This is a genomic window from Flavobacterium sp. Root420, from assembly GCF_001427905.1.
In the GTDB taxonomy this organism is placed as follows: Bacteria; Bacteroidota; Bacteroidia; order Flavobacteriales; family Flavobacteriaceae; genus Flavobacterium.
The window spans coordinates 145601-158392 of sequence record NZ_LMEF01000023.1 but is presented as its reverse complement, the minus strand read 5'-3'; the positions used below and the strand labels follow the sequence as shown (position 1 = coordinate 158392).

General features: G+C 31.9%; 11 protein-coding genes. 7 read left to right on the top strand and 4 right to left on the bottom strand.

Annotated features, from left to right (window positions below; genetic code table 11):
- Nucleotides 1-25: 25 nt before the first annotated feature.
- Nucleotides 26-763: an SDR family oxidoreductase gene (locus ASC72_RS12680; RefSeq protein ID WP_056191248.1), complete on the top strand. Its 738-nt coding sequence runs from the start codon at nt 26-28 to the stop codon at nt 761-763.
- Between the two features lie 127 nt (nt 764-890).
- Here ASC72_RS12680 and ASC72_RS12675 read toward each other — a convergent pair whose 3' ends face one another.
- Together ASC72_RS12675 and ASC72_RS12670 are read right to left on the bottom strand one after the other, a co-directional pair.
- On the bottom strand, nt 891-1505 hold the full coding sequence (locus ASC72_RS12675; RefSeq protein WP_056191246.1) for a pyridoxamine 5'-phosphate oxidase family protein: 615 nt from the start codon (nt 1503-1505) through the stop codon (nt 891-893).
- 49 nt (nt 1506-1554) lie between these two features.
- A complete protein-coding gene (locus tag ASC72_RS12670) occupies nt 1555-2538 on the bottom strand; it encodes a type I glyceraldehyde-3-phosphate dehydrogenase (protein WP_056191244.1) in 984 nt (327 codons plus the stop codon).
- Between the two features lie 601 nt (nt 2539-3139).
- On the opposite strand from ASC72_RS12670, the gene ASC72_RS12665 reads away from it, so the two are divergent.
- The 4 genes from ASC72_RS12665 (at nt 3140) to ASC72_RS24240 (ending at nt 8409) form a co-directional block, all read left to right on the top strand.
- Nucleotides 3140-3508: a response regulator gene (locus ASC72_RS12665; protein WP_082564300.1), complete on the top strand. Its 369-nt coding sequence runs from the start codon at nt 3140-3142 to the stop codon at nt 3506-3508.
- A gap of 85 nt (nt 3509-3593) precedes the next feature.
- A complete protein-coding gene (locus ASC72_RS12660) occupies nt 3594-6959 on the top strand; it encodes a CheR family methyltransferase (RefSeq protein ID WP_056191240.1) in 3366 nt (1121 codons plus the stop codon).
- Nucleotides 6960-7480: 521 nt separating this feature from the next.
- Nucleotides 7481-7819: a hypothetical protein gene (locus ASC72_RS24245; RefSeq protein ID WP_198528494.1), complete on the top strand. Its 339-nt coding sequence runs from the start codon at nt 7481-7483 to the stop codon at nt 7817-7819.
- Nucleotides 7820-7944: 125 nt separating this feature from the next.
- Nucleotides 7945-8409, top strand: a complete 465-nt coding sequence (locus ASC72_RS24240; RefSeq protein WP_241775695.1) for a DUF2268 domain-containing putative Zn-dependent protease — start codon at nt 7945-7947, stop codon at nt 8407-8409.
- Between the two features lie 331 nt (nt 8410-8740).
- Here the strand turns inward: ASC72_RS24240 and ASC72_RS12650 are convergent, their stop codons facing one another.
- Complete coding sequence (locus ASC72_RS12650; protein WP_056191238.1) at nt 8741-9154, bottom strand: ester cyclase; 414 nt, start codon at nt 9152-9154, stop codon at nt 8741-8743.
- 102 nt (nt 9155-9256) lie between these two features.
- Nucleotides 9257-9838, bottom strand: a complete 582-nt coding sequence (locus tag ASC72_RS12645) for a Crp/Fnr family transcriptional regulator (RefSeq protein ID WP_056191237.1) — start codon at nt 9836-9838, stop codon at nt 9257-9259.
- 779 nt (nt 9839-10617) lie between these two features.
- On the opposite strand from ASC72_RS12645, the gene ASC72_RS12640 reads away from it, so the two are divergent.
- Both ASC72_RS12640 and ASC72_RS12635 read left to right on the top strand, forming a co-directional pair.
- Complete coding sequence (locus ASC72_RS12640) at nt 10618-11523, top strand: LytTR family DNA-binding domain-containing protein (protein WP_056191235.1); 906 nt, start codon at nt 10618-10620, stop codon at nt 11521-11523.
- A gap of 101 nt (nt 11524-11624) precedes the next feature.
- Complete coding sequence (locus ASC72_RS12635; RefSeq protein WP_056191233.1) at nt 11625-12776, top strand: acyltransferase family protein; 1152 nt, start codon at nt 11625-11627, stop codon at nt 12774-12776.
- The last annotated feature ends 16 nt before the right edge of the window (nt 12777-12792 follow it).

Here is a 12792-nt window from a genome sequence, read left to right as displayed (position 1 = left end):
TTCAATAATTTAAAACAATAAAAAAATGAAAATAGCATTAATTACAGGAGCTAATAGAAGTATTGGATTAGAAATAACAAAACAGCTATCAAAAAAAGGATTATTCGTTTATTTAGGAGCTCGTGATCTTGAAAAAGGTAATGCAACGGTACAAGAATTAAAAAAAGAAGGATTCGAAAACATCAAAGCAATTGAAATTGATGTAACAAAGCCTGTTTCAATAGAAGCTGCAAGAAAAATAATTGATAAAGAGCAGGGAAAATTGGATATTCTGATAAACAATGCTGGTATCAGTGGCGAATTTCCTCAGAATGCGTCAAATGCATCAATTGTAGCTATTCAACATGTATTTGACACCAACTTTTTTGGTGTAATAAGTGTTACGCAGGCATTTTTAGAATTGCTTAAAAAGTCAGATGCTCCAAGAATCAGCAATATTACTTCTGGTTTAGGATCTTTGACTTTACACAGCGATCCAAACTGGAAATATTACAATTTTAAAGCTACAAGTTATGTAACTTCAAAAGCTGCCCTAAATGCCTACACTATTACATTGGCTTATGAGCTCAAGGATTTATCATTCAAAGTAAATGCAATTGATCCTGGCTATACGTCCACAGATTTCAATCACCACAGCGGACCCGGCACTGTTGAAAGTGCTGCAACTTTTATCATAAAACACACCGTGACAGATGATACTGCGCCAACAGGTATGTTTTATAGCAATGATATTGAAGATGAAAGCGAAGTTAGTCCATGGTAAAAAACTAATTTAAATTTATTAATAAAACTCCATTCGGTGCGGCGAATGGAGTTTGTTATTTTATAATAATAAATCTAACATCATCGGGATGTGCACCAAAAGCCAAAATATCAATATTCATGTTTGCTTATTTTGCTAATAATTTCAATTCAAGTTCCTTTATTTTATTTTCCAGATCATTGATGTATTTTTTTTGAGGTAATAACGCCTTCTCAACTTCTTCTGTTGAATAACGTGGTGTAATATGCTGTGGGCAATTCCAGTCATACGCCTGAATTTCAAAAATAAGCATTCGTTCCGGACGGAATTTATAATCTTCGGGTTTTAAGGAATTATATAATGCTTCGTTGTCTTTCAATTCTATAATTTTTGCCTTTGCATAGATTTTTAATCGTGCTCTTTGCGGATACGAAACCATGATGAGTGCTACTTTTTCATTCTTAGAAATATTTCCTGTTGAAATGTATTGTCTGTTACCTGCAAAATCAACAATTCCAATTGTTTTGTTGTCAATGACTTTAATAAATCCGGAGGGTCCACCGCGATGCTGAATGTACGGATATTCATTTTCTCCAAAACTGGCCATATAAAAACTGTCTCTGTCACCAATAAAGTTGATTTCATTGCCTGTCAATCCATCCACAACCGACATTTTTTCCATTCTGTCATAAGAATTCCTGCTTCCCGCTTCTTCCTGAATCTTTTTAATATTATCTGTAAAGGCTAATTGTGCGTAATTCATAATTTGAGATTCTAGATTTTTTTAACTCATTTCTGGAGGATGTGGAATTTTATAATTCCTGAATCTGTCTGATCATTTGGTTGGTAAATCCCCATTCATTGTCGTACCATGCCATTACTTTTACCAAATCACCATCTACAACTCTTGTCATTTCTAAATCGACAGTGGCAGCAAAAGGGCTTTGTATAATATCTGTAGAAACAAGAGGTTCATCGGTTACAGCAACTACTTTATGATAACGATCTGTTTTTGCTTCTTCTATTAATACCGAATTAATTTCTTCAACTGTAGTTGGTTTCTCTGTCACAAAAGTAATATCAGATATAGAACCGACAGCAACCGGAACTCTCACAGCGACACCATCAAATTTTCCTAAATATTGAGGCAAAGCTTTTGTTGTTGCAATCGCTGCACCCGTTGCGGCTGGAGCTAAATTCATTCCTGCTGTTCGCCCCATTCTTGGCTCTCTTTTAGACGGAGCATCAACTAATGTTTGTGATGCTGTATAAGCGTGAGTTGTATTTAAAATAGCTTTTTTAATTCCTATTCTTCGTCCTAAAATTTCAATAATTGGACTTATGTTATTGGTGGTACAGCTTGCACATGAAAAAACGGCCACTTTACCATCTTCGGTATTAACTCCGTGAACAACGGTTGGAGTGTCTTTAGTAGGTCCGGAAATTACAACGAATTTAGATCCTGCGGTTAAGTGTTTCTCAGCATCTGCTTTATTGGTAAAAAAACCTGTACTTTCTATTACTACATCGACTTGTAACTCTTTCCAGGGTAATTCAGCGGGATCTTTTATAGCCGTATATCTTATTTTGTGATTATCAATCAATATAAAATCTCCTTCAAAAGTTACTTTTCTATTGTATTTGCCATAAATACTATCGTACTTTAATAAGTAAACTGCATTTTCAATTGTCATTAAATCATTAATTCCTACCACATCTAAATCTGGAGTATCCAAAATTATTTTTAGTGATGATCTGCCAATTCTGCCAAAACCATTAATTGCTATTTTTTTCATTTTATTAAAATTTTAATTATCTAAAACACTACAAAGCTCCACTTATTTCTGTCGTTGGGGTTAGACAGTTTTTCCCGAAGAGTTGGCTATTTTTCCTTAAGATCTAAAAAACTTTACCAATTTTCCCCAACACTAACGAGAAGTTTTATAAAGATACAACTTTAATAATCAAGTAAGTAACTGTGTTTGTATGTTAAATCCTGCAATCTAATTCTGAATAGATAGCAGGATTTGAATTCTCTTTATTATTTATTTACTGACTTTACGTGAAAGGAAATCGCCAATAATTGTTGCCATCTCACTTCCTTAAGTTAGCTGTGGAGTTATCTTATAGTTTCATATTCTTTTAATGCATTTCAATAGAATATAAAAAACAAATTCAATATGAGGGTTTTGTCGAACACAAATTGAGTTAAACTTTCCATTTCAGCTTTAATTTACATTACAATGGGAAGAAAAAAGTATTGTAATTGAACTCCTGCCATTTATTAAAGCGTACATTTGAAAGTAAATCATTAATATATAATGAATAATAAAGAGAATATGAGGATTTTGCTAACTTGCTGATGACAGGGAATTTTTTGCTGATGCAGTAGCAGATATCCATCTTAATTTTCCAGTTGAATTTTGTGAAAACGGCTTAGAACTTTTAAATCGTCTTTACAATAAAGAACTCGATATTCCCGATATCATATTTTTAGATCTTAATATGCCTGTAATGTCAGGATTTGAAAGCTTAAAACAAATTCGGGATGATGCTAAATTTAAGGACATTCCCATAATTGCGATTTATTCAACATCGGCTACAGAAGATGGTATCAAGAATACCTTTGGATTAGGTGCTAATGCTTATATTGTAAAACCTACTGATTTTAATGATTTAAAGAAATTATTAAAAAAGGTTATTGAAATGGATTGGAAAGAAAAGTTAAAGCACTTAGAATTTGAATCATTCATCATCACAGTTTAGTTTAAACCATGCAATGCTTTGCCAGTACTATTTTGTATTAATTTATATTCCTTAATACACATCTCACAAATTAATAATTGAAATCATGTATATCCCCACAAATACTTTACCAAAGGCTACACGCCAGGATTTTCCCATTGTTGGTATTGGAGCCTCAGCTGGTGGATTAGAAGCCTTTAGCCAGTTTATTGATGCTATTCCTGCCGATTCTGAAATGGCTTATGTAGTTGTTCAGCATTTGCATCCGCTTCATGACAGTATGCTTACTAAGCTTCTTGCGAGAGTTGCCAAAATTCCCATTAATGAAATTACAGATGATATTCATTTAGCTCCAAATAATATTTATGTTATTCCGGAAAATAAAATGCTAACCTCTTTTGATGGAGTACTAAAATTAAGTCCCCGTGTAAAAAACACCAAAAATCAGGCAATAGATATTTTTTTTACTTCATTGGCTGAAGTCCATCTTGATTTAGCATACGGTGTTTTGCTTTCAGGAAATGGTTCTGACGGAACAATCGGATTAAGGGCCATCAAAAAACACGGAGGTATTACTTTTGCGCAGGATCTTGATGCTACCCATAATGAAATGCCACAAAACGCAATTAATGAAGGAGTCGTTGATTATGTAATGCCACCGGCAAAAATGATAGAAAAATTGATCAGTCTTTCTAAATCAAAAGATAGTATTGGTAAAGAAAATGATCCTAACGATGAAGAGGTTTTTGAGGAAATTATTAAAATTTTACGCCATCACAGCGGAGTTGATTTTACTTATTACAAACAAACTACCGTGCGACGTCGTATTGCAAGACGAATGGCATTGAGCAAAATTGTCAGTCTTAAAGATTATCTTAAATTGTTGAGAGGAGATAAATTAGCATCAGAAGATTTGTTTAACGATCTGCTTATACCTGTCACTGAGTTTTTTAGAGATACTAAAATTTTCCAGATAATGAGAGAAAAAATTTTTCCATTATTAGCAGGGAGAATCACGGAAGGCAACACGATACGCATCTGGATTGCTGGCTGTTCTACTGGTGAAGAAGCTTATACAATAGCTATCGCTCTTCATGAATTTTTAGGGGATAATCTACAAGGAAAGGAAATTCAGGTTTTTGCTTCGGATATTTCAGAAGTGGCTATTAAAAAAGCCAGAATTGGATTTTATAGGAAATCGCAAATGCGTAATGTTTCGGAAAATATCCTTTCCAAATATTTTACAGCGAATACCAATGGTTATACTATAAAACGACAAATTAGGGATTTATGTGTTTTCGCAGTTCATAATTTTTTGAACGATCCTCCTTTTGCCAAAATGGATTTAGTAACCTGCAGAAATGTATTTATATATATGGATTCTTTGTTGCAGAAAAAATCACTGACTACATTTCATTATGCATTGAAAGAAAATGGATTTTTACTTTTAGGAAAATCAGAAACCGCAGTTCCTGCTGCTGAACTTTTTCAGTCATTCGATAAATCTGGAAAAATTTATATTCGCAAAAATGTCTTAGGAAAATTTGTTCATTCGGGCTTAGGAGTTAATGAGAAATTAAAAACGCTCAAATCTGCTGTAAAAAGAAAAGAAATTATAAAAGAAGATTTTAGAAAAAGTGCTGAATCACTTTTACTCGCCAACTATACTCCGGCCAGCGTAATTGTGAATGAGCAAATGGATATTGTCCATATAAACGGATCTATTGCCGAATTTGTTGAGCTTTCGATAGGAAAACCAACTTTTAATCTACTGAAAATGGCTCGGGAAGGACTTGCTTTTGAGCTTCGTAATGCCTGGCATAAAGTCAAAGAAACTGGTTTGCCTATAAAAAAAGAAGGCATACAGATTAAAAGTAAGGGAGTTATTGGTATAATTACAATTGAATTGCAGCCACTCAAGGATACTTCCGAACCTTACTTTTTAGTCCTGTTTTATAAAAGCATTGTTAGTAAACTAGAAAATGACTCAGGCAATTTCAATGTGGATGAGATGTTTGAAAATGTAAATTTAAGAAGAATTGCACAACTTGAAAAAGAACTGGCAAAAATACACGATGATGTTAATGCTATCAGTGAGGATCAGGAGGCATCTAATGAAGAACTGCAGAGTGCTAACGAAGAATTATTAAGTGGTAGTGAAGAGCTGCAAAGCCTTAATGAAGAATTAGAGACTTCTAAAGAAGAATTGCAGTCGAGTAACGAAGAGCTTTTGCAGATTAATCAGGAACTTTTAAATAAACAGCAAGAGATTAATATTTCTAAAAATTACACTGAAGCTATTGTAGCCACACTAAGAGAACCTATAGTGGTGCTGGATACCGATTTAAGAATTAAAAATATTAACCGCGCATTCTCAAAAAAATATAATATTGCAAAAGAAGAGGCTACCGGTAAACTTATTTATGAAATTCAAAATCACCTTTTTGATAATAATCCGATGCGTGAAATGCTTGAAAAGGTACTTAAAGAAAAATCTCAAATTGATGATTATCAAGTGAATGTAAATCTTTTGCCTTACGGTGAAAGTATTATGCTGTTAAACGTTAGGCAGGTAACAAATGAAACAAGTAAAAAACATTTGATACTGCTTGCTATTGAAGATATTACAGAAAGAAGGATTGCTGAAAAAAAACTACAGGTTCTTTCAGATGGCTTTGAGGCCAAGGTTTTGGAACGTACAGCAGATTTGCTAAATGCTAATACTGAACTTGAAAGCTCAGTCAAAAAACTACATATTGCCAATGCCAAGCTACAAGAATATGCATACGTAGCAAGTCATGATTTGCAGGAACCTTTACGGAAGATATTAATGTTTATCAGCAGATTGTTAGGAATGGAAGAAAAAATTTCTGATGAAGCTCTGATTTTATTGGAAAAAATCAGTAAATCCTCTACAAGGATGAATACGCTAATTAAAGATTTATTGGCTTATTCACATCTTAATAATACTGACAAACAATTTGTAAAAACGGATCTAAATAAGATTGTTGAAAATATCCTTGTTGATTTTGAGTTGCTAATAGAGCAGAAAAGCATTGAAGTTAAGCACCATAAATTGCCTTTTATTAATGCTGTTCCCCTGCAAATGAATCAACTTTTTTACAACTTAATTAGTAATTCTCTTAAGTTTTGCAAAAATGACGGTTCAATTTGCAAAATAGAAATAAGTTCACGAGAACTTACTTTAACTCAAATTAAAAAGTTTCCAATTTTAGATCAAAAATTGGGTTACTGCGAAATAATTATTAAAGATAATGGTATAGGTTTCGACAAACAGTTTGAAAACAAGATCTTTACTATGTTTCAAAGACTTCACAACAATGAAGTGTATACTGGTAACGGAATTGGGTTATCTATTGGTAAAAAAATTGTAGAAAATCATAATGGTATTATTTTTTCTAAAGCAAAAGAAAATGTTGGTGCAGAATTTCATGTAATATTACCAATATAAAAAATGCGAGCCTAATTTTACTGGAAAGAGGCTAATTTTAAATCTTTAGGATTCACCATAACAGTCACTCAACAGTCTTAAATCTTTTATTAAAAGGCTTGAATTTTATCCTACGAAGTTCACAATTTGAAGTGATCCGATAGCGCGGATTTGCAATCCGTGCCCCTGACAATAAAACTTTAAAAAATATAAAGCCTAAAAAAACTCCTTAATTTCTTAAGAAGTTTTTTAGTGGTCCTTACGAAACTGTTTGAACCATTTTTTATAAGATTTAAGGAAGCTTTCAAACAAGTAGTTTTTAATAATCAATAGATATTTTATATCTTAGCTTACCAAAAATGACTAATTGGTCATAACATAAAAATTAAAGAGAGTAAAAAATAAAATTACTGAAATGGATAGTTTCGATTTTCTAAAAACGCCGAAGGTGGAGTCTGTCGATAAGATGGAAAGACCATTAACGACTTTAAAAGTACAGCCGGTCAGAAATAATCTGTATTGTTAATTTTTAAATATTATATATGAAGTCAAACCTTATTATTACAACACTTTTTATTATTTTTTCTAATTTTATTTTTGGACAAAGTAATTTCTCGGAAAATCCTTTAGATGCAATTTTTGAAACAAAAGATTCAAAGAATTTTTGGGAAGCATTTGACAAAATGGAAAAATCAAAACAAAATCCATTTATTGAATATATGCAAAAAGGTTCTCCGGGTATTAAAGGATTTACTGAAAACAGAATAATCAATGCAGACTCTCTTTTTGCTGTTGTGAAAAAAAGAAAAGCAGATTATGAGCTTTCAAGAAATGTTTTGGATGGTCTTTCTTCTAAGGAAAAGAGAGTAAGAGCCATTTAAGTGCATTAAAATATTGGTATCCAAATGCAAAATTTCCTCCAATTTATTTTGTTTATGGAAGATTTAATTCGGGGGGAACTTCTTCTTCTGAAGGAATTATCATTGGAACTGAGATGCTTAAAAATTTGGATGGAATTTCAGGCTTAATTGCACACGAGCTTATTCACTATCAACAAAAGATAGCAGGTAAAGAGATGCTGTTGAAATGGTGTTTACTCGAAGGAGGTGCAGACTTTATGGGTGAACTTATTTCAGGAGAATCAATAAATCAGTTTTCATATAAATATGGAGAGCAAAATCGGGATAAATTATCTCAGGAATTTGTAACGAGATTAAAAAATCCTGATTATCAGGATTGGTTATACGGAACCTCTAAGAAAGATGACCGACCAAATGATTTAGGATATTGGATGGGATATAAAATAACAGAATCTTATTTCAACAAACAAAAAGACAAACAAAAAGCAATTGAAGAAATACTAAATATAAAAGATCCAATGCTATTTTTAAAACAAAGTGGTTTTTTAGATGCATATATTGAAAAGTATCAAGAATCAAAGAATGAAAGTTATGATGAATTTTTCAAATAATGGAACTCATAAAATACATTGTATTACAAATTTTTGTGTATAGGTATGTGAAGTGCAAAATTCAACTATAATCTTTCTTGTTTAGATTATTTAATCTTTTACATAACCCTAACTTTTGCACCGGATCCATAAAATATAAAGCATAAAAAAACTCCGTAAGAAATTAAGGAGTTTTTTGGTGGATGTCAGGGACTGGAATCGAACACTTAATACCAATTTTGACATTCTTCGAAAATAATAAGAGGGATGCTAAAAACTATCCGCCATGTCATATAGGTTTATTTTTGAAACCTATGCTTATTATCTTTCATTTTTGTCAGAATATTATTTTTTAATTTGTAGGTACTGCTCCAATTTGTTGCAATAATGCTAATAAATCAGGTTGTCCATATTCTTCTGTAATCTGATTATCAGTAAGACGGTAAAAATTAGTAGCTTGTACTTTAATGCTATTTCCAGTTGGAGGAACTCCAAAAAAGGTTCCTTTATGTGTACCAGTCATTGTAAAACGAATAGCAGATTTATCGTTTTCTGAAATTATTTCTTCTAAATACCACTGTATATCAGGAAATCCTTCACGCATCATCAAAATAGTCGCCAAATATCCTGCTGGACCAATAAGAGGCTCTGCTTGACCTGGCGCATAAAATTTTGCTGTTGGATTAATAAGCTGTTGTGCTAAATTTTCATCAGCAGTATTAATAAATTCAACAAATTGCTTAAAGAAATTTTTGTGATTTGTCATTTTTTCATTTTTAAAATTTATAATGTAAATGTACACTGGCAATTTGCAATGAGCTAATAAACAATCTTAAGAAATTGGCTTAATATAGATTAAGAGTAAAAGCTATTTAATATTTGTTTCACTACGAATTTTGCTAAGAAATTCAGGTGTAATGCCAAGATAAGAAGCTATTTGAGTATTAGGCAATCTTAGTGCAAGTTGTGGATATTGTTCTAAAAAATCTAAGTAACGTTGATTTGCATTTGAGCTAATATTTTGTAATAAACGATTTTGAAGCTCAATAAATTTTTCTTCAATAATAACCCTGAAATTTCGATCAAACTTCGGCACATTAATGAATAAGTAAAGTAAGTCTTGCTTTTCAATTTGCAGGATAAAAGAAGGTTCTATTGCTTCAATAAACAGTTTACTTGGTTTTTCTGAATAGAAACTCCCTAAATCTGCTATCCATTCATTTTCGACCGCAAAACTAATATTGTGTTCAGAGCCTTTTTCATCGACGCTATACATTTTAAAACAGCCCTTAACTACAAATGTATAATGTTTGCAAACAAAGTTTTCCTGCAAAATCATTTGTCTGCGCTTGATTTGTCGCTGTGTCGTCCTTTTGTTTAATAATGAACTTTCTTCTTTATTTAACGGAAGATAATTTTTAAAATTTTCGATGATGGGCTGTGCAGTCAATTTCTATTTTTTTTTTCGTTTTAATCTTCTTTAATTCAGTCAAATTTACAGATTAAATATTTTATTTCAATGGGTTGGATAATTTGCAAGGTCATTTACAATATTATTTTTTACCACAGAGAACACAAAGATTTTTATCTATGAATGCCGCAGAAAACACAGAGTTCACAAGCTAGATCAATACAAAGCCTTGCGTCCCGAGGCTTCGGGATACCTTTTATAAAGTTAAGAATAAAACTTAGTGTTTTCTACGGTAATTTTTTTTAACTCTCTCCCACGTTTTGGCTTGTTTAACCGCAATGTTAGCAAAGGGTTACGCAAGGGACGCAATGTATAGCTTTGCGAACTTAATAAAGATTCTGCAAACACAGCAGAAAAAAAAATTGCGTGCTTTGCGGTAATTTTTTTGCTGGTCCACAAGTTTTCGTATTGATTCGTATTGATCCCAAATTTGCAATCCGTGCCCACAATAGAACTTTTGCACCTGATCCATAGATAGAATGACAGGAAAATATAAAGCATAAAAAAAACTCCTTAATTTCTTAAGGAGTTTCTTGGTGGACTGTCAGGGAATACAATCGAACACCTGATCTCAGTTTTGACATTTTTTGATAACTTAAAATAGTTTTATTCAAAGTTAATATTCCATTTAAGTCAAAAAAAAATAAAAGTACTTTTCAAAGTGTTTTGCTTTTTTTAGATATTATCAAATCTAAATAGTTCCAAAAGCTATACGCTTTCTGTTTTTTGTATTTTTATTCCCAAAATAAATTTTTAATATGCGATTCTACATCAATACAGAACATTTGAGGAATGAAATTGAATATCCTCAACGATATAAGTTTGAAAATCTTATCAAAAGCTCTATTGTTGTATTTCTTATCATTCTACTTTTTCTTTTAATGTTTAAACCATTTGGAGTTTATGATCCGGAACTGAAAATGCATTATTTCTTTATTTGTTTTTTACATGCTTTAGCTCCGGCAATAATTTTATTTGTTTATTTTGGAGTATTGAATTATTTCAGAAAAACGAAGAATCAAACTAAATGGACTTTACTTGAAGAATTCATTCAAATTGGAGCGCTATTAGTTTTAATTGGTACAGCAAGTTTCTTGATGCGAGATTTACTTTATAACAATCCAAACAACTGGTCATGGAATTATTTCTTTGAAGAAATCAGAAATTGTTTTGTTGCGGGTATATTTTTCTATTTTTTTCTACGATTATCAACTTTCTATTTTGAGTCAAAAAAAGGATCGCCATTTGTTCTGCAATTTACCCCGCTGACAGTTAAACCCGAAAAAACAGTTTTAAAATCTAATATTTTTATCACCACACAGGTAAAACAAGATGATTTTTTACTGGATATGGACCAATTACTCTTTGCAAAAGCAGATGGCAATTACATTGAGTTAACAAAATCGAATGGCCATCAAATGACTACAGAAGTAAAAAGAATTTCGTTAACTCAATTTGAAACTCAAATAACAGATTACCCGCACTTATTTAGATGTCACAGAACCTATTTAGTAAATATGTATAAGATCAAACAAGTAGCTGGAAACTCCCAGGGTTATGTATTATCATTTAAAGAAACAGACATAAAAATACCTGTTTCAAGAAAGCAAATCGATAACTTTAATAGCTGTTATCAGCAGCTTCAAAATAAAAACATTGCCTAAGCTTGTTGCTTATCACAAAAGCTAGTTGCTAGTAACAACCCTTGCTCTGGCTGTATTTTCTTGTTGTACGTTTGCCATAAATAACGCAAAACCTATTTATTATGCCAACTGCAACAGCTGTTTCAAATGAAGATTCTGGCTCTTTAAACAAATTATTATATATAGATAATATCAAAGTTTTACTGACAATTTTAGTGGTACTTCATCACACTTTAATTGCTTACAGTTCTTCGGGAGGCTGGTATTATAATGAACCAAGCAGCTTTTTAGGTGCACGTGCTGTTATGACAATGTTCGTTAGTATCAATCAGTCTTTTTTTATGGGGTATTTTTTTCTATTGGCAGCCTATTTTACCGGTTCTTCGTATTCTAGAAAAGGAGCTTCAAAATTTATTAAAGACCGATTAACGAGATTAGGAATTCCTATAGTATTCTATTCTTTTATCCTTACACCATTCATGTGTTATCTGGTCTATTATTTTACAAAAAATCATATCACTTATTTTGAATATCTAAGCGGTTACGATAGTTGGATTGACTTAGGAGTTACATGGTTTGTGGCGGCACTTTTGCTTTTTACATTACTTTATGCAGCAGTAAAAAAAATATTCAAAATTAACTTCGACAAACCTGTGGCAGCACCTAACACGCGTGCCATATTATTATTTGCATTAGCATTAGGAATTATTAGTTTCTTGGTTAGAATTATATTTCCTGTTGGATGGGTTCTTGAACCAGTTGGATTTCAGCTTGGGCATTTTTCACAATATATTGCACTATTCATTATCGGATTACTGGCTTCAAAAAACAATTGGTTCGATCAACTTTCAGAAAAAACAGGCAGACAGCTGAAAAGATCGGCAATGTTATGTTTATTGTTTTTTCCATTATTTTTTGTCATTAGTTTCAAGCTAAACACACCCTCTTCTTGGTTTTCCGGAGGTCTTCATTGGCAGGCATTATTATATACAGTTTGGGAACAATGGATCGGTATATCGATAATAACAGCATTATTAATTAAAGGAAAAAGAAACTGGAATATTTATTCAAAACTACTTACTAAAGTATCACGCTGTAGTTTTGCTGTTTACATTTTTCATCCGTTTGTAATTGTAGTACTTACATTAGCGGTAAGAAGCTGGTCTATTGATCCTGCAATAAAACTTCTAGCTATTGCTCCATTAATAGTGCTAAGTAGTTTTGTACTGGGATCACTTATTTTATTAATTCCAGGAATAAAGAAAATCATTTAGTATTTTATTTTAAATG